Below are 20,662 nucleotides of genomic sequence, written 5' to 3' on the forward strand. Positions count from 1 at the left end.
AGCGGCCAACACATCACCTGTTTAATTATCTGCTCGGGCTGTTGTTGTTGTAACAACCAGCAGCTCTCTTCATGGGCACTGACAGGCAGCTCAAGCAGCCCCTCATTATGGAATTGCAGCAAAAGCCATCTCCTTCTCTGTGGAAATATAACCCTGTGAATTACGTCTGTTTTATTTGAAATAACCACGGACGCATGCACCTTCCCCCTAATTGGTGGGAAAGGCATTGCGATATATCGATGAACACGATACCGTGCAAATGATTACCATAATGATTTTCATTCTCAAATAAAAATAACACGAGGTTCAGGAGAGAAATCGTGGAAATGGGCACAGGCTCCTTCCAGGCGCAGTTGCATCGTCTGTATCAGGAACATCACGGATGGCTCTGCTCGCTGCTAAGACGCAGGTTGGGCAACAGCTGCGATGCCGCGGATCTGGCGCACGACATCTACCTTCAGCTGCTGCGCAAGGGACACATCCCCACGGCGACCGAGTGCCGTCGTCATCTGATGCAGATCGCCAAGGGCAAGGTGATCGATCTCTATCGCCGGCGTGCGCTGGAGGCACGCTACCTCGAACAGCAGAGCTACCAGCCCGACGCTCAGGCCCCCTCGGAAGAGCTGCGCGCCATGCAGCGCGAGGCGCTGGGAGCCGTCGCATCGGCCCTGCAACGCCAGTCCCCAAAAATCCGCCAGGCCCTGCTGCTCTCCCGCCTCGGCGGCCTCGGTTATCAGGACATCGCCAGCCAGCTGCAGGTGTCCGTCTCATCCGTCGAGAAGTATATCGCCCAGGGCGTGCAAAGCTGCCATCGCAGCCGGCCCGGCGGCGGCATCTGACCCGGATGGGGGAAATAAAAAGATTCATTTGAGGTTTTTTGTTCCCCGTACGGAAAACCACAGAGATCCGGTCGCTCGTTGCGGCCACCATCACTTCACCGTGGAGAAATAGCCATGAAGGCAGACGATGTGCAGTGCCCCGAGGCCAATGCTGGCGGGCCCATCAGCCGCGTGCTGGCCCCCATTCGCGGCCACCTGATCGCCGCCGCCCTGCTGGCGGCCATCGGCGCCATGCTGACCCTGGTCCCGCTGGCCGGGATCGCCCACCTGGCGGGCCTGATGCTGGCCGATGCCGCCGTGCCCGGCGACGCAATCACCGCAGTGCTCGGGATCAGCCTGACCTGCCTGTTTGGCGGCATGATCCTGCTCAGCGCCGGCGATCTGGTGGCCCACCTGGCCGACAACCGCATCACCGGCCAGCTGCGCCTGGCCCTGACCCGGCGGCTGGCCCGGGTGCCCCTCGGCTGGTTCACCGCCCGCGCCTCGGGGGAGGTCAAACAGGCGATGCAGGACGACATCGGCACCCTGCACAGCCTGACGGCCCACTTCTACACCACCCTGGGCCGCTGCAGCGGTGCCGTGCTCATCTCCCTGTTCTACCTCTTCGCCATGGACTGGCGGATGGCCCTCATCGCCCTCTCCCCCTTCCCGCTCTTCTTCCTATTCTCCGCCCGCGCCCACCGCGCCAGCGCCGCCAACATGCAGCAGTTCGGCGCCGGCATGGCCCGCATCAACAACGCCGTGGTGGAGTTCGTGAGCGGCATCCCGGTGGTCAAGGCCTTCGGCGTGCAGGGCCGGCTGCACACCAGCTACCGCAACGCCATCGATGACTTTGCCCGCGCCTTCACCGACTTCACCCGTCCGCTGGTCGCGGCCATGGCCAACGCCATCATGGCCCCCGCCTCGGTCTTGGGGGTGGTGCTGGCCGGCGCCGTGGTGATGGTGCGAGCGGGCGCCATGGCGCCGGCCGAGGTGCTGCCCTTTGTGCTGGTGGCGCCGGGGCTGTGCGCCCCCCTGATGCTGCTGAGCTACCTCAAGCACGATCTCGGCAGCGCCACCGCGGCCGCCGAACGGCTCCACGGCCTGCTCGCCACTCCGGTATTGACGGAGCCCGCCGCCGGCACCGGTTTGCAGCCGGTTGACAACACCCTGCGCCTCGAGCACGTGAGCTACCGCTACGACGACCAGACCCCGGTGCTCAGCGAGCTGACCGTCACCCTGACCCCGGGCACAGTCACCGCCATCGTCGGCGCCTCCGGGGCCGGCAAATCGACTCTGGCCAGGCTGCTGCTGCGCTTCTTCGACCCGAGCGAGGGGCGCATCACCCTGGGTGGGGTGGACCTGCGCGATCTCGAGAGCCGCGAGCTCTATCGCCACATCGGCTTCGTGCTGCAAGAGGTACGCCTGGTGCACGCCAGCCTGCACGACAACATCGCCCTCGGCCGCCCCGGCGCCAGCCGCCAGGAGGTCGAGGCCGCCGCGCGCCGCGCCAACATCCACGACCGCATCCTGGCCCTGCCGCGGGGATACGACGCCGTGGTCGGTGAGGACGCCAACCTCTCCGGCGGCGAGCTGCAACGGGTCAGCATCGCCCGCGCCCTGCTGCTCGACCCGCCGGTGCTGGTGCTCGACGAGGCCACCGCCGCCGCCGACGCCGACAACGAGGTGAAGCTGCAACAGGCGCTCTCCACCTTCGCCCGCGGCCGCACCCTGGTCGTCATCGCCCACCGGCTCGACACCGTGATGCACGCCGACCGGATCCTGGTGCTCGACAACGGCGTCCTGTGCGAACAGGGGCGCCACCACGAACTGCTGGCCCGCCGTGGCCGCTATGCCCGTCTATGGGAACAGGGGGGATACGACACTCCCACCCAGACCCATATCCCTCATCAGGAGGCCGTCCCCACATGCTGAACACCTTCCTGCGCCTGCTCGGCGACGACGCCGTCCTGCTGCGCCGCTACGGCCTGCTGGCCCTGCTCTACGGCCTGCTCTGCGGCCTGACCCTGGTCTGCCTCATCCCGGTGCTCACACACCTGCTGCGCGCCGAGACCGACGCCGCCACCGGCTGGCTGCTGGTGCAACTGATCGGCGTGCTGCTCTGCTGGAACCTGCGCCGCCGGGTGGAAAAGGCCGGCATCGCCGTGGGGATCGCGGTGCTGCGCACCGGCCGCCACGCCCTGGGCGAGCACGTGGGCAGCCTGCCGATCGGCTGGTTCACCCCGGCCAACACAGCCCGCCTCAACCACCTGGCCTCGCAAGGCATGATGGAGCTGGCCCAGCTGCCGGCCCACGTCTTCACCCCCCTGCTCGGCGGGGTGATCACCCCGCTGGTGGTGCTGGTGGCCCTGTTTGTCCTCGATGTGCAGCTCGGCCTCATCGCCCTGATCGCCCTGCCGCTGCTGGTGGCGGTCTTCCTGCTCACCACCCGCCTCAACCAGCACGCCGACCAGACCTTCCACCAGCATGCCGCCGGTACCAGCCAGCGCATGGTGGAGTTTGCCCAGGCCCAGTCGGTGCTGCGCGCCTTCAACGGCGAGCAGGGGGGCACCCGTTTCCTCGAGCAAGCCATCGCCCAGCAGCAAGCCTCCGGCAGGCAGCTGATCCGGCTCACCGCGCTGGCCTCCGGGCTCAACGTCTGGGCGGTGCCGACAGGGAGAGCCTGATCGCCGCCCTGGTGACCCTGGTGCTCATCAACCGCTTCATCGATCCCCTGCTCGACGTGGCTGGCTACAGCGACGTGCTGCGCGGCGCCCGTGCCCAGCTGGCGGCCCTGCAAACCATGTTCGACTACCCGGCCCAGCCGCAGCCGGCCACTCCTGCCACCCCGCTGGATGGCTCAGTGGAGCTGCGCGGGGTGCACTTTGGCTATGACCCGGCCCACCCGCAGGTGCTCAAGGGGATGGATCTGGCGGTGGCGCCCGGCAGCATGACGGCGCTGGTCGGCGCCTCGGGCTCGGGCAAGAGCACTGTGCTGCGGCTCATCGCCCGCCTCTTCGACGTAGGCGAGGGTGCCGTGCTGGTGGGAGGGGTGGATGTGCGCGCCATGAGCGGTGAGACCCTGGCCCGTCACATCAGCCAGATCTTCCAGGATGCCTATCTGTTCCAGGGCACCATTGCCGACAACATCCGCATCGGCAATCCCGAGGCCAGCGACGCCGAGCTGCTGCACGCCGCCCATCAGGCCGGGGTGAGCGAGATAGTCGAGCGCCTGCCGCTCGGGCTCGACACCCAGGTCGGCGAGGGTGGTACGCGCCTCTCGGGGGGCGAGCGCCAGCGGATCGCCATCGCCCGCGCCCTGCTCAAGGACGCCCCCATCCTGCTGGTGGATGAGGCCACCGCCGCGCTGGATGCGGAGAACCAGGCCGCCATCACAGAGACGCTGGCCCGGCTGCGGGGCAAACGCACCCTGATCGTCATCGCCCACCAGCTCTCGACCGTGGCCATGGCCGATCAGATAGTGGTGCTCGACGCTGGCATGGTGTGCGAGCAGGGCCCCCACGCCGTACTCAGTCGCCAGCCGGGGCGCTACGCCCACTTCCTGGCACAGCGCGCCAGCGCCAAGGGGTGGCGCCTGACCGGAGAGGACGCGTGAGGGCGCTCCTGCTGCCGGCGACCCTGCTGGTGCTGGCCGCGTGCTCCCTGCTGATCGGGGCACGCCCCCTCCCGCTGGCGGAGCTCTTCGCCGGGGATGGCCTGCTCACCCTCACCGCCAGTCGCCTGCCGCGGCTGGCGGCAGTGCTGTTGACCGGCGCCGGGCTGGCGGTGGCCGGCGTCATCCTGCAGCAGATAGTGCAGAACCGCTTTGTCGAGCCCGCCACCTCCGGCGGGCTCGACGCCGCCAAGCTCGGCATCCTGATCGCACTGACCCAGCTGCCCGCCGCCGGCACCACCGGCCGCATGCTGGTGGCGCTCGCCTTCTGCTTTGCCGCCAGCCTGCTGTTCATCGTCATCGTGCGCCGCATCCGCTTCAAGAATACCGTGCTGATCCCGGTGATCGGCCTCATGTATGGCAGCGTGCTGAGCGCCCTCGCCGAGTTCTACGCCTACCAGCACAACATACTGCAGAGCATCCAGGGCTGGATGCTGGGGGATTTTTCCAAGGTGGTCGAGGGCAACTACGAGATCATCTACCTCATCCTGCCCATCACCCTGCTGACCTATCTCTACGCCCACCGCTTCACCGTGCTCGGCATGGGGGAGGAGGCCGCCGCCAGCCTGGGGCTCGGGTACTCGGCCACCGCCACCCTCGGCCTGCTGCTGGTGGCGGTCACCGTGGCCGCCACCGTCATCACGGTCGGCGCCATCCCCTTCGTCGGGCTGGTGATCCCCAATCTGGTGGTGCTGCGCCACGGCCAGCACCTGAGAAAGACCCTTCCGCTGGTGGCCCTCTACGGTGCCCTGCTGCTGCTGGCGTGCGACCTGCTGAGCCGGCTGCTGATCCACCCCTTCGAGGTGCCCATCGGGCTCACCGCCGGCAGCCTCGGTGGCGTGCTGTTCCTGCTGCTGATCCTCTGGCAGCGCCGATGAGAGAGACTCTTATGCGTTACGGGATCTGGGGGCTGCTGGCCCTGCTCGCCGCGACCTTTGTGCTGTTCGGGTCGGATCTCGACACCGGCTACATCATCCCCCAGCGGCTGCTGCGCCTGGCCGCCATCACAGTCGCCGGCGTCTGCATCGCGGTCTCGGCCATCAGCTTCCAGACCCTGGCGGGCAACCGAATCCTGACCCCCGCCATCATGGGGTACGAGGCGGTCTATCTGCTGCTGCAAGCCCTGCTGGTGCTGCTGCTCGGCAGCCAGAGCCTGCTGCTGCTCGGGCGCGAGGAGAACGGCGTGCTGTCGCTGCTGCTGATGCTGGGGTACTCGGCCATCATCCACCGCTGGCTGTTTCGGCCCGGGCAGACCGATCTGTTCCAGCTGCTGCTGACGGGGCTGGTGCTGACCATGGTGTTTGGCACCCTGACCCAGTTTGTCCAGCTCAAGACCAGTCCTGGGGAGTTCGCCATCCTGCAGGGGTTCGGCTATGCCTCGTTCAACCGGGCCCAGCCGCTGGAGCTGTTGATGGGGGGCGGTCTGGTCGCCCTGGTCTGTCTCGTCATCGCCCGCAGCCAGGCCGAGCTCGACGTGCTGGCGCTCGGGCGCGAGCAGGCCAGCTCGCTCGGGGTGGATTACCGGCGGGCGGTACGCCTGCATCTGGCACTCATCGCCGTGCTGGTGGCCGTCTCCACCAGCCTGGTCGGCCCCACCGCCTTCATGGGGGTGTTCGTGGCCAACATCAGCTATGCCCTGGCGCGTACCTTCCGCCACCGGGTCACCCTGCCGCTCGGCTGCGCCATCGCCATCGCGCTCTTCATCCTGGCCCAGTTCCTGGTGGAGCAGATCTTCAACTACCGCACCACGGTCAGCATCCTCATCAACCTGGTGTGCGGCACCTACTTCCTCGCCCTGATGGTCAAAACCAGAGGCTCGCCATGATCTCCCTCGAACAGGTTCACCAGCGCTACGGCGATCGCGCCGTCCTGCGCGACATCACAGTCGACTTCCCGGCCGGTCGGGTCACCTCGCTGATCGGCCCCAACGGCGCCGGCAAGAGCACCCTGCTGATGGCCATGGCCCGCCTGCTGCCCATCAGCCAGGGGCGAATACGCCTGGGGGGCACCGATCTGCACCGCTTCACCGCCCGTGACTACGCCAAGCGGGTCGCCACCCTGCGCCAGTCGCCGGACGTGGGGCTGCGACTGACGGTCGACGAGCTGGTCGCCTTCGGCCGCTTCCCCTACAGCCAGGGCAACCTGACCCGGGAAGACCGCATCGCGGTCGACGAGGCCATCGACTTTCTCTCCCTCGCCCCCTTGCGCCGGGCCTACCTCGACGAGCTGAGCGGCGGGCAGCGGCAGCTGGCCTACCTCGCCATGACCGTCGCCCAGCAGACCGACTGCCTGCTGCTCGACGAACCCCTCAACAACCTCGACATGAAGCACGCGGTGCAGCTGATGCAGGCGATCCGCCGCCTCAGCGACGAGCAGGGGCGCACCCTGATCCTGGTGGTGCACGACATCAACTTCGCCGCCAACTATTCCGACCACATCGTCGCCATGAAGGGGGGCGCGCTGGCGGGCAGCGGTCCGGTCGCCGCGATGGTCACCCCGGCCAACCTGGAGGCGCTCTACGACCTGCGCTTCGACATACTGCCGAGCCAGCGCGGCCTGCTGTGCAACTACTTCAACCCAACCCCGTCTGGAGAATTGTTATGAGGATCAATACGCTCACCGCCGTGCTGCTGGCCGCCATCGCAGGGCTCACCGGCTGCGACGCCCCCAGGGAACAGGCCGCCACCGGGGCCGACGGCACCGTGGTCACCGTGACCCACCAGCTCGGCACCACCCTGGTCGTCACCCCGCCCAAGCGGGTGGTGGCCTTCGACATGAGCGAACTCGATACCCTGGATCAGCTGCAGGCCCCGGTGGCCGGCATCGCCAAGGATTACGTGGCGCACTTCCTGCAACGTTACCGGGACGACCCGGCCGTGATGGACGTGGGCACCACCATCCAGCCCAACCTGGAGCGGCTGCACAAGCTCAAGCCGGATCTCATCCTCATCTCCCCCCTGCAGGCCCAAAGCTACGAGGCGCTGAGCCAGATAGCCCCGACCCTGCACTACGACATCGACATGACCAACCGCGACGGCCACATCCTGGAGGCCGCCAAGGCCCACCTGCTCACCCTCGGCACCCTGCTCGGCCAGGAGGCGCTGGCCAAAGAGAAGGTGCAGCAGATGGACGCCAAGATCGCCGAGGTGCAGGCGCTGACGCGGGATCGTCCGGAAAGAGCGCTGATCGTGCTGCACAACAACGGCGCCTTCACCGCCTTTGGCACCCAATCCCGCTACGGCTTCCTGTTCGACACCCTGGGGGTCAAGCCGGCCGGATTGGAGCTGGACACCGGCATGCACGGCCAACCCATCTCCAACGAGTTCATCCAGCAGGCCGACCCGGACATCTTGTTCGTCATCGACCGCACCGCCGTGATGGAGCGACGCGCGGCTATCGACGCCGGCACCCTGGACAACCCGCTGCTGCGCCAGACCAAGGCGTGGCGCAACGGCAAGGTGCGCTTCGTCGACCCCGAAACCTGGTACCTCTGCACCGCCAGCTTCACCTGCCTGAACCGCATCGCCGACGAGGTGATGGCCGTCTATCGCAGCTGATCCCCCGTGCCCGGCCAACGCCGGGCATTAATACGCAAATGAGAGTTATTTTTATTTGAGGGTTTGAGAGTGTCATCCGGAAAGCATAAGGAGACAAAAACGCACTCCTCACCCTGAAAGGAATCCTGCATGCAGACATTGCACTCATCCTCCCTTGCCGTGCCGCGCCACGGACTCTCCCGCCTGACGCTGGCCATCCTGGCCGGCCTGCAACTGGGCAGCGCCTGGGCCGCCCCGGCTCCCCGTGAAGAAGCCGCCCCCCGTCCCGACGAGGTCGTGGTGGTGGAGGGTCGCAAGGCCTATGCCGGCGGCCAGGTCGCCGCCGACAACCGGGTCGGCCTGCTCGGCAACAAGCCCTTCCTGGAGACGCCGTTCAATACAATCAGCTACACAGAGGAGTACATCGAGGATCGCCAGGCCCAGGACATAGGCGCCGTGGCCGGTGCCACCAACCCCTCGGTCTATGTGCCGAGCAAGCGCAGCCTGTTCGAGACCTTCTACATCCGCGGCTTCAACACCAACGCCAACGACATCACCTTCAACGGCCTCATCGGCATGGCGCCGAACATGCGCAGCTCCACCGAGATGGCCGCGCGGGTCGACGTGCTCAAGGGGCCCTCGGTACTGCTCAACGGCATGCCGCCGGATGGCAGCGTGGGCGGCAACATCAACATAGTACCCAAGCGCGCCGGCAAGACCCCCCTGGCCAAGGTCACCGCCAGCTATGAATCGGACGGTCTCGGCGGCGTGCACCTGGACCTGGGTCGCCGTTTCGGCGACGAGCAGCAGTGGGGGGTACGCTTCAACGGTGTCTATCGGGACGGGGACACCGCGGTCAACGACCAGCAGCACAAGATGGAGCTCACCTCGGTCGGGCTGGACTGGCGTGGCGAACGGGCCCGCGCCTCGGCCGATCTCTACCGGCAGCACGAGCGGGTGGACGGGGTGAACTACTTCGGCATCTTCTCGGTCGCCAGCCAGGTGACCCAGCTGCCTGAGCCCAAGCGTGGTGACTACTCCCTGGCGCCAGCCTGGGCCTACACCATCAACGACACCAAGGCCGCCGTGCTGCGTGCCGAGTATGATCTGACCGACAACCTCACCGCCTTCATCGCCTGGGGCCAGCGTGACGGCGGCTACAGCGCCCTCATCACCCGCAACACCCTGCTCAACGACGCCGGCGACATCAATGCCATGGCGGCCCGCTCCGAGCGGGACGGCACCCAGCGCTCCGGCGAGGCGGGCCTGCGCGGCACCTTCGGCACAGGACCGGTCGATCACGCCTGGTCGCTGGCCGCCACCCGCTACACCTCGGAGCAGACCTTCCGGGACAAGATATTCTTCAACCACGCCATGACCAACTACGACCGGCTGGACTTCGGGCCCGCGCCGGATCTCGCCGGGTACGGTGCCGTCACCTCGCGCAGCGAGGCGACCCTGGCGAGCGTGGCGCTGGTCGATACCCTCTCCTTCCTCGATGGCGACCTGCAGTGGACTCTGGGGGCCCGCCGCCAGACGGTCGAGAGCAGCAACTTCAACGGCAGCGGCGACCAGACTGCCCGCTACGAGGAGAGCCGGGTCTCGCCCGCCACCACCCTGCTGGTCAAGCTGCGCGACGATTTCGCCGTCTACACCAACTACATCGAGGGGTTGAGCCAGGGGGGCGCGGCGCCGAACACCGCCAGCAATGCCGGCGAGATCATGAAGCCCTATCAGACCAAGCAGTATGAGGTCGGTGCCAAGCTGGATCTGGGCCACTTCGCCCATACCCTGAGCCTGTTCCAGATCGCCAAGCCGAGCGCCTACACAGACCCCAGCTCCAACGTCTACGGGGTCTACGGAGAACAGCGCAACCGCGGCATCGAGTGGGATCTGTTCGGTGAGCTCACCCCCGAGTTGCGCCTGCTGGGCGGGGCCTCCTACACCCAGGCTGAGCTGACCAAGGCGCTCAACGAGAGCAACGTCGGCCACCAGGCCACCGGGGTGCCCAAGTGGATGGCCAAGCTCGGCGCCGAGTACGATCTGGCCGCCGTGCCGGGGCTGACCCTGACCGGCAACACCCAGTTCATCGGCGAGCGGTTCGTCACCGATGACAACCGCCTCTCGCTGCCCTCCTACACCACCTTCGACCTGGGGGCCCGCTACACCATGCGGATCGCCGACCACGCCCTGACCGTGCGGGCCGCGGTGCAGAACCTCACCGGCCGCGACTACTGGATCGGCTCCTAGTCCGGCGGCGACGGCAGCGGCCTCTCCGGCGGCCTGGGGGCGCCACGCACCTTCCAGCTCTCCACCTCGCTCACCTTCTAAGCAGCAGAAAAGCCATTGTCAAAATGGCTTTTCTTTTATGTGTCTCGGATGCCGGCCCGGTCGGCTTGCGCCAGATCGGATTTTCACGCCGCACCGACAGCATCTGACTCACTTGTGCGGTATGCTGTCACGCTCACGATCAACCATGACCTCTGTTGAGGCCTGCCTTATGAAATACCTAGTAGTTCAAACCAAACAGATAGGGGATGTGCTGATCTCCACCGCGCTGTGCAACAACCTCAAGCAGAATGACCCAAGCGGCGAGGTTCACTATCTGGTCATGGATTATTGCGCGGGTATGGCGCAGGGCAATCCCAATATCGATCGGCTCATCATCATCGAGAAGGCCAGGCGCAACGAGTGGCGCTACATGAAGGATCTGCTGCTGGCCATTCGCCGCGAACGCTACGATGTGGTGGTCAACAGCCAGGGCCAGATGATCGGCCTGCTCAGCTGCCTCTTCTCCGGTGCCCGCCTGCGCATCGGGTTTGACTCCTTCCCCTGGCGGCTCGGCCACAACCGCATCGTCCGTTTTCGCAAGGACACCGAGTTTCAGGGCAACAGCACCCTGGTCGACGACCGCTTCTCGCTGCTCAAGCCGCTCAAGCTGGCCCGCGAGGATCGCAACTACTACCTCTGGCTGAGTGAAGAAGAGAAACAACAAGGAAGGGATGCCCTGCTGGCCGCCGGCGTCGACCTGAACCGCCCGCTGATCGCCATGGGCGTCAACTCGCTAGGACACTACAAGCGCTGGCCCATCGACTGCTTCGCCAAGGTCGCCCAGTGGTTGATCGAGCATCACAATGCCCAGATCCTGATCTACTGCGGACCGGGGGAAGAGGAGTACAACCGCGGCCTGAAACCACTGCTGCCCGCCGCCCTGCAAGCCAGCGTCTTCGATCACATCAAGACCCGTTCGGTACGGGAATTGGTGGGGCTGTTCGCCCACTGCCGGCTGTTTGTCGGCAATGATACCGGCCCCCGCCACATGGCGCAGGCCATCGACCTGCCCCTGCTGACCATAGTGGCCCCCGGTGGCGACAAGATCATCGCCAACCCGGTCAACCACCCCCGCTATCAGGCCATCGATGTGTTCGATGCCAAGGGGCCCGGCTTCCAGCTGCCGCAAAACGCGGAGAAGGACTTCATCGACGAAGCCCTGCTGCGCGCCATCACTCCCGAGCTGGTGATTGAACGGCTGACAGCGCTGCCTGGTTGGCAAGCAGCCACACCCTGAAAGTACGCTCGAATTCGGCCAGATCGAGGGAGTTGATATCCTGCTCCCGGGTATTGGTCGAGAACAGTACTGTGGCTGACGGGGAGTTGGGGTGCCACTCAAGGAAGTTCTCGTTGCCGCCACCTATGTCCGGGTTGTAGAGGCCAAGAATGGGCTTGTGCAACCCGGCGGCGATGTGCACCGTCGCCGTGTCCACCGAGATCAGCCCCTGACACTGGCGCAGCTGGGCAAACAGCCCGGCCAGCGAGGGTGCATCCGGTGACAGCAGCAGACGCTCCGGTCGGCTCAGGCCGGCCCGGATCCCGGCCACCTCCTCTTCCATGCCCGGCGGATAGAGCAGGCAGATGGCGCAAGAACCAGCCGCCAGCATCTGCTCAATCATCTGGCTGATAAGCTCGGGCCGCAGACGGCGGGAGCTGCCACTGCCATAAGGGTTGAAACAGAGGACCGGCGCGGCCGGCCACCAGCTGGCCAGCGCATCGGGTGGGCTCATGGTCGGGACTATGTACTGCTGGTCCGGATTGTTCACGCCGAGCCGCTGTAGCAGCAGGGCAAACTTGTCGGAGAAGTGCATGCCGCTGGAGGCCTTGCCCAGCTTGAGGTTGACCGCCAGCAGGGCGTCGTCCATGCCGGCGACCCAATCCGCCCTCACCTGACTGATGAAGAAGATGTCCTTCATTTTCAGCATCTTGCCAAAATGCACCAGGCACTCCACCTCCCCCAGCGAATGGGCCAGCCGTTTGAGCTGGCCATAGCCCGGCCGCTTGGGCACCTCTATCACCTTGTCCATGCCGAAATGATCGCGAAACAGGGGCGCCATGGCCGCAGTCGTGACGATCCACACCTCCCGCTCCGGGCTGGCGCGCTTGATCTCGCGGGCCACCCAGGACGAGACGATGGCATCGCCCAGTTTGGCATCCCAGCGCAGCAACACTATCTTCCCCTTGCGCTCGTGCAGCGGAGCCGGCCGCTTGCGATCGAACAGCAGCTGCCCCAGCTTGCGGCGAAGAATGTCACGCTGGAGTTGCAGATCGTTGATTAATGACATGAATCCACCAGAAGGGCCGTTGAATTGGGAGAACGATGATACCAGCCTGACGCGGCTAGAGCGCCATCAGGGCATCGACCTGACGACTGATCTCGGCCGGCGACAGTGCCGCCAGCTGGTCCGTGGTCGAGCGCAGGATGATATTGCGACCCGCCAGCGGGATAAAGGCATCGCGCCAGCGCTCGTTGTTCATCAACACCAGGGTGGGCACCCCGAAGGAAGAGGATATATGGATGATGGAGGTGTCGGTGGAGATGACCCCTCGCGCATCCTTGATGATCTTGGCGGCATCGAGAATGGTGTCGGGAAACAGCGCTCGCATGTCCTGCCGCGAACAGGCCACGGGCTGCCTAGAGAAGATCAGGTAGGAGATCCCCTCATAGGCAGGCAACTGTGCCAGGATGCCGTCGATCTGCGCTTCCGTCATCGAGTTGCCGACCTGGCTGCCCGTCAGATTGACCAGCAGATAACGGCCATACGCACGGGTATCCAGCTGCTCATTGCAGGGAGACGGCATGGTGACCGGCACCCCGGTCTGCTCGCCGGTCGCGCTGAGCATGCGATAGACGAAGTGATCCCGGCTGGGACGTGACGACACTATGGTGGCCTTCTTGTTAAACAGCGGCAGCAACTTCTGCTGCCCTTCGCTCTTGAAGCGCAGGGGCAACGACTGCAAACGCCCGTTGGCCAGCAACAGCAACTTGGCCATGGCAATATCGTCGGGTTCGTCAAACAGATTGATCACCAGATCATATCGCCGCTGCCTGAGTTCACGCAGCTTGCGCCACATGCTCGCCGGCAACAGGGTGTCGTTGAGGGTGATCACGTGGCATTCGTCGATCCCGACGACCGACGCCGCCAGCTGCTGGTTGCGCCGGCTGCACACCAGCTCGAGCCGCGCGGCGGGGTAGATCTCCCTGAGCCGTGCAATGGCGGGCAGGGTAAGAATGAAGTCGCCAATGGCGTCATAACCGACCACCAGCACCCTCTCCACCTGCGTTCCGGCAGGGCATGGGGCGGCGTCAGGCTCTCTGCCAATCAGCCATCTGGCAATGGAATGAGTAAGCAACTTTTTGAGGTTCATGGGTTATCCAGCTTGTATGGCCCGCAGCGTCGGCAAGGCTGGCGGGGCTGCCGATCACCAGCCGCCGTCGGTACGCCCTGCGCTATTTCAGATAGTGACCGTAGGCTCTGTCATCTATGGTGGTGGTGAACAGATCCACATCCAGACAGCAGGGTTCCACCCCGGACGCGATCAGGCCGTTGAGCTGCAAGCGGCCGGTCAGATAGTCAGCAGGCATCCGCAGAGGGTAGGCGCACTGCAACAGCTTCCTGGCCCCGGTCAGGCTCAGTACATACCCTGCGGTAGAGAGCACAGCACGCTTGGAGGATCGGCTGGGGGTCAGGTATCTGGCGAGCCGATAACCACCTGGCAGGGATGACAGGAACGGCCAACGCTTGGCTTTGCCATGGTGCAGGAAGACGATTTCCGATTTGCAGGAGTGTACTATGGCCTCGATGATAGTCTTGCCGTGCATGTGCAGATAGATGTCATCCTCCAGCACCACGCAGCGTTCAATGCCTTCGGCGACGATGCGCTCATAAAGCCGGATATGACTCATGGCACAACCTATCTCGCCAAAGCTCAGCGCATGGCCGCACACCTCCTTGGCCAGCTCAAAATCCACCTTGGCCAGTTCTGCACGGCTCAACGCCTTCCCGTCGGTTGCATCTACAAATTCGAAATCTATGCCCAAATGCGCCATCTGCTGTGCAACCATGGTTCGGCGCTCAACGCTGCGAACCAGACTGATGACAAAAACCGGTATCATGACGTCCTAGCATCCTTCTTCAGTTCATGGGCAAACCAGATGAAAACCAGGCTGAGCACGTACAGATAGAGCACCCCTTGATGCTCAAACGGCACGTCACTCAATGCATTAACTGAAAACGCCAGCGGCACCAGCACCCCGGCAGAGATCTTGCTGATGTTGGTCGCGGCAAGATAGAGAGGCCATCCCAGAAATACCAGCAGTACGACAAAGCCGATGCTGCCACGGATCACCAGGTTCTGCATGTACTGGTTATGTGAGTGAGCCAGCGCCGGATGAAAGATCAGCTCAGAAATCTGATGACTGTTGACCTGCGCCTGTTTCAGCGCATCAAAACCATCGGTACCCACTCCGACGACTGGCGAATCCAGAAAGCCCAGCCAGGCGCTCTGCCAAGCAATCACCCGCAGGCCCCAAGAGGAATCAAAAGAGCCGTTTTCTGCCAATTTGATATCCGACACAGCTGCAGCAACCCGAACCTGTACCAGCTGGTTGGTCTGATAGATGGCACCGGTCGTGGCCATGCAGAGCACGGCGACGGCAATGTATTTCCAGGGTTTGAAGTAGGCCTTGTAGCAGATGACATAGGCGAGAATGACCCCGAAGGCAAGCCAGACTCCCCGGCTTTGGGAGAGATAAAGCGCAAACAGGGCTGCCATCAGACCAACCAGGCTCCCCCCTCTCAACCATCCAGGCAACTCTCTTTGCTGGAAGACAAACCAGTTGAGGATGGCCAGCGTCAGCGCTGCCTGAGAGAAGAGAATGGCATTGGTGAACCCTTCCACCCTGGCGATGCCATGATGATACTGCCAGAAGCTGAGGATCCCGAGTCCGGCGCCGCCCAGTACAATGGCCAGATACCCCAGCATCAGCAGCACGGGTTTGCGCGGCATCATCAGCACGAAGACAGCGACATAAAACAGCCCCCGCATCACCCCGTACTGATCGCCGTGGATCAACCGGTTCACGAAGATCATGACGGCGTACACTAGCAGGCCCCAGAGAATCCGGCGATCCCTGAGCCCCACATCCCGCTGCTTGCCGACAAAGTAGTTCAACAGGCCGAAGATCCCGGTCACGGCCAACAGATTGGACTGCATGCTCTGGCCGTCTGGTACCAGAAACAGGCCGCAAAAGACAAATATGATGGTCAACCCAAACAGGGCTGTGGTTACTTTATCGAGCAAAACGAGGCTTCTACTGAGCATCAATCACGACTTCCTGAAGACATAGTTACCCCGGATCTTGCGCCACAGGCCAAACACATCGGTACGGGGGAAGATGGCAATGCGGCGGATCCGGAAGGGGTCCTGGTGCATGGCTCTGGGCCCGCTGTTGGTGGCAACGGCAAAACGGTAGCCCGCCGCCATCGCCTGCGCCTTGGCGCTCTCATCCATATCCCCATAAGGGTAGGCGAAGGACAACAGAGGGTGGCCGAGCAGGGACTCGAGTTGCCGCTTGTTCTCTTGTATTTCATGAGCTTGCTGTTCGGGTGCCAGCTTGCTCAGTCTGGGGTGGGTCAGGGTATGGCCGCCGATCTCCACATGGCCGGAGGCCACCAGCGCCTTGAGCTGCTCGCCATTCATCAGGTCCACCCGGGTGTCCGGGTTGTTCACCTGCTCCACGTCCCAGCGGTTATAGCCCTCCCCCGTGACCACGTATACCACAGCTTTATAACCATATTTTTCCAGCAGCGGCAGCATGCGGGTCAGGTTGTCCTGATAGCCGTCGTCGGCCGTGATCATCAGGTATCTCTTTCCGTATTGCAGACGATGGATGAACCCCTTGTCCGCCAGGTCGCGAAAGGTCAGGGTCTCATAACCCAGCCACTTCATCATTCGCAGGTGCTTTTCGAACATGGCGATCGGCATCCAGGTACCGTGCACCCCCTTCTCGCTCTCGTGCTCGATGAAGCGGTGGTACATGATGATCGGCATCTCGCGGCGCAGAGTCTCGACCACCGCATCCTGATAGATGGCTTCGAGACTGGATACTACCCCCGCCAAGCCATACTCGGCCTGAATGCGCTGACGGATAACGTCGGAGACGCTGTCGCTGGCCAGGGCCGGGGCAATTTGCGTCTTCAGTGCGGCAAAATCGATAGCCAGATCCTGGGGGCCGATATCGCCGAAGTTGCTGGCCAGCGCCTCATCCAGATTGTGCTCGGTCACCAGGCCAATGGCCTTGGCCTCGCCGATGGCAAACGCCGGACGACCGCACAGCAGGGCCTCCATCGCTACCCGACCGGCACCGATCACCAGATCGCATTGCGCCATCAGGGCAGGGACATCTTCCACGTAACCGACGAAATCGATCCGGCCACGAAAACGCGCGAAGCGCTCGGGCAGCTGGCTGCCGCTCACAACCTTCACCTGGCAGGCATCCAGATCCAGCACCTCATCCAGCAACCGGTAGCAGAGCTCCCCCTTGGGGCCGCTCAGCCGCCCGACGATGGCGATCACCGGCTTGGCGTTGTCCGGAGCCGGCACGGGCTGGAACTTGTCGGTTTCGATGCCGTTGCGCAGCACCTGCACGATGGCCGGATCCACCCCCAGATTGTCGATGATCTGGCTGGCGATATCTTCGCACACCGCCACAGCCCGAAAACCTAGGGCATGAAAGGCCTTGCGCGAGGCATGCACCGGCTGGCGCCCGTGCACCGTGGTGATCATGGGGGTGCCGGTCAGCTTGCAGGCCACATAGCTGCTCCAGCCGGAGGCGCGCGAGTGGGCATGCACCAGCTGGATATGATGCTTCTTGATCAGGTAGACGAGGTAAAACACGTGCCAGAAACGGCGCAGTATGCTGCGCTTGTTGAATCGCAGCTTGAATACCTGGCCCAGCGTGGGCTTGGTCAGGGTGTCCGATACGTAGAAAACCTGGTGGCCACGCCGGGTCAGTTCGTTGCCGACCGTGGTGGCATAGACCTCAGCGCCCGTCACTTCGAGCTGGGAGAGTGCCATCAATATGTTCATTGCGTGGTTACCCGGTAGAGACTGAGAAAAACCGTGACAAACAACAGAGCCGGAAGCAGGCATGGCCTGCTTCCGGCTTGTCTGTATATGGCGATGTAAATCTCACCCGTTAGCGGTTGAGCCACGCCATATAGTCCGCGACCCCTTCGGCCACGGTCTTGAACTCGGCGTCATAGCCGACACCGCGCAGCTTGGTCATGTCCGCCTGGGTAAAGCTCTGATAGCGGCCCTTGAGGTGATCCGGGAAGGGAATGTACTCGACGGAACCCTGCTGGTGATGCTTGATCACCGCCTCGGCCACGTTCTGGAACGGCTCGGCACGGCCGGTACCGCAGTTGAAGATGCCGGAGTGCTGCGGATTCTGCCAGAACCAGAGGTTCACCTTGCAGACGTCATCCACATAGATGAAGTCGCGCATCTGACCGCCGTTGGGGAAGCCATCGCAGCCTTCGAACAGCTTGGGATTCTCGCCCTTCTTCACCTGGGTGTTGAGGTGGAAGGCAACCGAGGCCATGGAGCCCTTGTGCTGCTCGCGCGGGCCATAGACGTTGAAGTACTTGAGACCGACTACCTGAGAGTTGATCTCCGGCATCCAGCGACGCACGTACTGGTCGAACAGCTGCTTGGAGTAGCCGTAGACGTTGAGCGGCTGCTCGAACTTGGGATCTTCGATGAAGTTGTCGTTGCGCCCGCCGTAGGTCGCGGCGGAAGAGGCATAGATGAACGGAATTTCCCGCTCGATGCAGTAGTGGAACAGATCCTTGGAGTACTCGTAGTTGACCTCCATGATGAACTTGCCGTTCCACTCGGTGGTGGCGGAGCAGGCACCTTCGTGGAAGATCACTTCGATGCCGTCCCACTCTTCAAACTCGTCACCGGAGACGATCCGCGCCTGGAACTCATCCTTATCCATGTAATCGGCAATGGTCAGATCGACCAGATTGACGAACTTGGTGCCGTCGGTCAGATCATCGATGACCACGATGTCGGTCCGTCCTTGAGCGTTCAGCTGCTTGACCAGATTGCTGCCGATAAAGCCAGCACCGCCAGTTACTACGATCATGGAGTTTGCCTCGCGTACGTTGATGGTCACATGTGACTGCCTGTTAAAGCTGTGTATAGTGAGCCAATTTAAAATTGCCGAAAAGTTTATCACGGGCCGCAGGGGGATTCGACCTTGACGAGATCGCCCCCGGGACCCGGCAGAGGGAGCAGCGATGAAAACCAGAGACAGGATCATTCACAGCGCCACCGAGCTGTTCAACGACCAGGGTGAGCGCAACATCACCACCAACCACATTGCCGCCCACCTGGGCATCAGCCCGGGCAACCTCTATTACCACTTTCGCAATAAAGAAGACATCATCCACTCCATCTTCGACCAATATGCCCGTCACCTGAGCGAAAGCTTCACGCCGGCCCGCAGCGACGAGATCAAGCTGGAAAACCTGATGGGCTATCTGGATGCCATCTTCTATCTGATGTGGCAGTTCCGCTTTTTCTACGCCAATCTGCCGGACATTCTCAGTCGCGACGAGCCGCTGCAGCAGAAGTACCTCAAGGCCCAGGAGCAGATGCGCGCCTCCGTGGTGGCCCTGCTCAAAAGCCTGCGCGAAGGCGGCATCATAGACGTCAACGACGAAGATCTGCCGGATCTGGGCCAAACCATCAAGATGGTGGTGACCTGCTGGATCCCGTTCCAGATCGCCCAGGCTCCCAGCACCCGCATTACCAAACCGCTGCTCTATCAAGGCGTCTTGCGGGTACTGTTCCTGCTGCGCCCCTATGTGCAACCGCAGGTGGCCGACCATATCCGCCAGCTGGAGCAGCATTACCGTCAACTGGCCCAACCAGCCGGGTGAGATCTGTTTCACATTTGTTGAACATCAGCACAATAATTTGAATTCGCCGCAACAGATTGCAGTAAAATGTCGTCCTCTGTTGATACGCAGCTGAAATAGCCAATGAGGATCGAGGATGTCTAACGGATTCTATCGTCACCTGACCGAACAGCTTGAGCAGGTACAGGCTGAAGGATTGTACAAGCAGGAACGCGTCATCACCTCGGCCCAGCAGGCCCGGATTGCGGTGGGCGGCGAGCAGGTGCTGAACTTCTGTGCCAACAACTATCTGGGGCTGGCCAACCACCCCGATCTGATCGAAGCGGCCCACCAGGGGCTGGACAGCCACGGCTTCGGCATGGCCTCGGTCCGTTTCATCTGCGGCACCCAGGATCAGCACAAGACGCTAGAGAAGAAGCTGTCAGCCTTCCTCGGTACCGAAGACACCATCCTCTACTCTTCCTGCTTCGATGCCAACGGCGGTCTGTTCGAGACCCTGTTTGGCGCCGAAGACGCCATCATCTCCGATGCCCTCAACCACGCCTCCATCATCGACGGGGTGCGGTTGTGCAAGGCCAAGCGCTATCGCTACGCCAACAACGACATGGCCGAGCTGGAAGCCCAGCTCAAGCAGGCTGACGCCGACGGCGCCCGCTTCAAGCTGATCGCCACCGACGGCGTCTTCTCCATGGATGGCGTCATCGCCGACCTCAAATCCATCTGCGATCTGGCCGACAAGTACGATGCGCTGGTGATGGTGGATGATTCCCACGCCGTTGGCTTCATCGGCGAGAACGGCCGCGGCACCCACGAATATTGCGGCGTGATGGAGCGGGTCGACATCATTACCGGTACCCTGGGCAAGGCGCTCGGCGGCGCCTCCGGCGGTTACACCTCCGGCAAGAAAGAGGTGATCGACTGGTTGCGTCAGCGCTCCCGCCCCTATCTCTTCTCCAACTCGCTGGCCCCCTCCATCGTCGCCGCCACCATCAAGGTGATCGACATGCTGGCCGATGGCCACGACCTGCGTGCCCGCCTGAAGGAGAACAGCCAGTACTTCCGCGAGCGGATGAGCGCCGCCGGCTTTACCCTGGCCGGCGCCGATCACGCCATCATCCCGGTGATGCTGGGAGACGCCAAGCTGGCAGCCGAGATGGCGAGCCGCATGCTGGCCGCCGGCATCTATGTGGTGGGCTTCTCCTTCCCGGTCGTGCCCAAGGGCCAGGCCCGCATCCGCACCCAGATGTCCGCCGCCCATACCCGCGAACAGCTGGACCAGGCCATCGATGCCTTCATTCGCATCGGCCGTGAACTCGGCATCATCTGATTTGAATCAAGGGGCCCAGCGCCCCTTTTTTCTGCGTTCATCGT

At 63.3% G+C, this 20,662-nt stretch carries 17 protein-coding genes and 1 pseudogene; 12 read left to right on the forward strand and 6 right to left on the reverse strand.

What is annotated here, in order from left to right:
• The first annotated feature begins 326 nt into the window (after positions 1-326).
• The 10 genes and pseudogenes from CAK78_RS13495 to CAK78_RS13535 all read left to right on the forward strand — a co-directional run bounded on the left by CAK78_RS13495 (position 327) and on the right by CAK78_RS13535 (position 11,595).
• Positions 327-839 (forward strand): sigma-70 family RNA polymerase sigma factor, encoded by a 513-nt coding sequence (locus CAK78_RS13495; protein ID WP_024942637.1) that lies wholly within the window; start codon positions 327-329, stop codon positions 837-839.
• A gap of 114 nt (positions 840-953) precedes the next feature.
• A complete protein-coding gene (locus tag CAK78_RS13500) occupies positions 954-2,753 on the forward strand; it encodes an ABC transporter ATP-binding protein (protein ID WP_094697609.1) in 1,800 nt (599 codons plus the stop codon).
• Positions 2,747-3,505, forward strand: a complete 759-nt coding sequence (locus CAK78_RS23125; RefSeq protein ID WP_254924782.1) for an ABC transporter transmembrane domain-containing protein — start codon at positions 2,747-2,749, stop codon at positions 3,503-3,505. Before CAK78_RS13500 ends, CAK78_RS23125 begins: the two co-directional genes overlap by 7 nt.
• 11 nt (positions 3,506-3,516) lie before the next feature.
• A complete protein-coding gene (locus CAK78_RS23130) occupies positions 3,517-4,434 on the forward strand; it encodes an ABC transporter ATP-binding protein (RefSeq protein WP_254924783.1) in 918 nt (305 codons plus the stop codon).
• Entirely contained in the window at positions 4,431-5,369 is a 939-nt protein-coding gene (locus tag CAK78_RS13510; protein ID WP_017764943.1) for an ABC transporter permease, read from the forward strand. The genes CAK78_RS23130 and CAK78_RS13510 overlap by 4 nt, the downstream gene beginning before the upstream one ends.
• Before the next feature lie 11 nt (positions 5,370-5,380).
• Complete coding sequence (locus CAK78_RS13515; protein ID WP_094697610.1) at positions 5,381-6,316, forward strand: iron chelate uptake ABC transporter family permease subunit; 936 nt, start codon at positions 5,381-5,383, stop codon at positions 6,314-6,316.
• The gene (locus tag CAK78_RS13520) at positions 6,313-7,095 is read left to right on the forward strand and encodes an iron ABC transporter ATP-binding protein (protein WP_094697611.1); all 783 of its coding nucleotides are present in this window, start codon (positions 6,313-6,315) and stop codon (positions 7,093-7,095) included. The genes CAK78_RS13515 and CAK78_RS13520 overlap by 4 nt, the downstream gene beginning before the upstream one ends.
• On the forward strand, positions 7,092-8,048 hold the full coding sequence (locus tag CAK78_RS13525) for a siderophore ABC transporter substrate-binding protein (protein WP_094697612.1): 957 nt from the start codon (positions 7,092-7,094) through the stop codon (positions 8,046-8,048). Before CAK78_RS13520 ends, CAK78_RS13525 begins: the two co-directional genes overlap by 4 nt.
• A gap of 129 nt (positions 8,049-8,177) precedes the next feature.
• Positions 8,178-10,358 (forward strand): annotated as a pseudogene (locus CAK78_RS13530) (TonB-dependent receptor).
• Positions 10,359-10,527: 169 nt separating this feature from the next.
• Positions 10,528-11,595: a glycosyltransferase family 9 protein gene (locus CAK78_RS13535; protein WP_094697613.1), complete on the forward strand. Its 1,068-nt coding sequence runs from the start codon at positions 10,528-10,530 to the stop codon at positions 11,593-11,595.
• On the opposite strand, the gene CAK78_RS13540 is transcribed toward CAK78_RS13535, so the two are convergent.
• The 6 genes from CAK78_RS13540 to rfaD all read right to left on the reverse strand — a co-directional run bounded on the left by CAK78_RS13540 (position 11,531) and on the right by rfaD (position 18,513).
• The gene (locus CAK78_RS13540; protein ID WP_094697614.1) at positions 11,531-12,643 is read right to left on the reverse strand and encodes a glycosyltransferase family 9 protein; all 1,113 of its coding nucleotides are present in this window, start codon (positions 12,641-12,643) and stop codon (positions 11,531-11,533) included. The two genes, CAK78_RS13535 and CAK78_RS13540, sit on opposite strands and share 65 nt — an antisense overlap.
• A 55-nt stretch (positions 12,644-12,698) precedes the next feature.
• The gene (locus tag CAK78_RS13545; protein WP_176452790.1) at positions 12,699-13,727 is read right to left on the reverse strand and encodes a glycosyltransferase family 9 protein; all 1,029 of its coding nucleotides are present in this window, start codon (positions 13,725-13,727) and stop codon (positions 12,699-12,701) included.
• 82 nt (positions 13,728-13,809) lie between these two features.
• Positions 13,810-14,475 carry a glycosyltransferase family 25 protein gene (locus tag CAK78_RS13550; protein ID WP_094697616.1) on the reverse strand — a complete coding sequence of 222 codons (666 nt, stop codon included), beginning with the start codon at positions 14,473-14,475 and terminating at the stop codon, positions 13,810-13,812.
• The gene (locus CAK78_RS13555; RefSeq protein WP_094697617.1) at positions 14,472-15,686 is read right to left on the reverse strand and encodes an O-antigen ligase family protein; all 1,215 of its coding nucleotides are present in this window, start codon (positions 15,684-15,686) and stop codon (positions 14,472-14,474) included. Before CAK78_RS13555 ends, CAK78_RS13550 begins: the two co-directional genes overlap by 4 nt.
• Positions 15,687-17,450 (reverse strand): polysaccharide deacetylase family protein, encoded by a 1,764-nt coding sequence (locus CAK78_RS13560; RefSeq protein WP_176452791.1) that lies wholly within the window; start codon positions 17,448-17,450, stop codon positions 15,687-15,689.
• Between the two features lie 109 nt (positions 17,451-17,559).
• On the reverse strand, positions 17,560-18,513 hold the full coding sequence (gene rfaD / locus CAK78_RS13565; RefSeq protein WP_094697626.1) for an ADP-glyceromanno-heptose 6-epimerase: 954 nt from the start codon (positions 18,511-18,513) through the stop codon (positions 17,560-17,562).
• A 154-nt stretch (positions 18,514-18,667) separates the two neighbouring features.
• Between rfaD and CAK78_RS13570 the strand changes: the two genes are divergently transcribed.
• Both CAK78_RS13570 and CAK78_RS13575 read left to right on the forward strand, forming a co-directional pair.
• On the forward strand, positions 18,668-19,312 hold the full coding sequence (locus tag CAK78_RS13570; protein WP_094697619.1) for a TetR/AcrR family transcriptional regulator: 645 nt from the start codon (positions 18,668-18,670) through the stop codon (positions 19,310-19,312).
• A 115-nt stretch (positions 19,313-19,427) separates the two neighbouring features.
• Positions 19,428-20,618 carry a glycine C-acetyltransferase gene (locus CAK78_RS13575; RefSeq protein ID WP_094697620.1) on the forward strand — a complete coding sequence of 397 codons (1,191 nt, stop codon included), beginning with the start codon at positions 19,428-19,430 and terminating at the stop codon, positions 20,616-20,618.
• The last annotated feature ends 44 nt before the right edge of the window (positions 20,619-20,662 follow it).

The sequence above is a fragment of the Aeromonas sp. A35_P genome, from assembly GCF_002259925.1.
In the GTDB taxonomy this organism is placed as follows: domain Bacteria; phylum Pseudomonadota; class Gammaproteobacteria; order Enterobacterales; family Aeromonadaceae; genus Aeromonas; species Aeromonas dhakensis.

Excerpts from the sequence above, each read along its gene's own strand:
- CAK78_RS13545 (WP_176452790.1), bottom strand. The coding sequence starts at position 13,727 with ATGAACCTCAAAAAGTTGCTTACTCATTCCATTGCCAGATGGCTGATT.
- CAK78_RS13575 (WP_094697620.1), top strand. The coding sequence starts at position 19,428 with ATGTCTAACGGATTCTATCGTCACCTGACCGAACAGCTTGAGCAGGTA.
- CAK78_RS23125 (WP_254924782.1), top strand. The coding sequence starts at position 2,747 with ATGCTGAACACCTTCCTGCGCCTGCTCGGCGACGACGCCGTCCTGCTG.
- CAK78_RS13540 (WP_094697614.1), bottom strand. The coding sequence starts at position 12,643 with ATGTCATTAATCAACGATCTGCAACTCCAGCGTGACATTCTTCGCCGC.
- CAK78_RS13570 (WP_094697619.1), top strand. The coding sequence starts at position 18,668 with ATGAAAACCAGAGACAGGATCATTCACAGCGCCACCGAGCTGTTCAAC.
- CAK78_RS13525 (WP_094697612.1), top strand. The coding sequence starts at position 7,092 with ATGAGGATCAATACGCTCACCGCCGTGCTGCTGGCCGCCATCGCAGGG.
- rfaD (WP_094697626.1), bottom strand. The coding sequence starts at position 18,513 with ATGATCGTAGTAACTGGCGGTGCTGGCTTTATCGGCAGCAATCTGGTC.
- CAK78_RS13515 (WP_094697610.1), top strand. The coding sequence starts at position 5,381 with ATGCGTTACGGGATCTGGGGGCTGCTGGCCCTGCTCGCCGCGACCTTT.
- CAK78_RS13560 (WP_176452791.1), bottom strand. The coding sequence starts at position 17,450 with ATGAACATATTGATGGCACTCTCCCAGCTCGAAGTGACGGGCGCTGAG.
- CAK78_RS13500 (WP_094697609.1), top strand. The coding sequence starts at position 954 with ATGAAGGCAGACGATGTGCAGTGCCCCGAGGCCAATGCTGGCGGGCCC.
- CAK78_RS13520 (WP_094697611.1), top strand. The coding sequence starts at position 6,313 with ATGATCTCCCTCGAACAGGTTCACCAGCGCTACGGCGATCGCGCCGTC.
- CAK78_RS13535 (WP_094697613.1), top strand. The coding sequence starts at position 10,528 with ATGAAATACCTAGTAGTTCAAACCAAACAGATAGGGGATGTGCTGATC.
- CAK78_RS13550 (WP_094697616.1), bottom strand. The coding sequence starts at position 14,475 with ATGATACCGGTTTTTGTCATCAGTCTGGTTCGCAGCGTTGAGCGCCGA.
- CAK78_RS13495 (WP_024942637.1), top strand. The coding sequence starts at position 327 with ATGGGCACAGGCTCCTTCCAGGCGCAGTTGCATCGTCTGTATCAGGAA.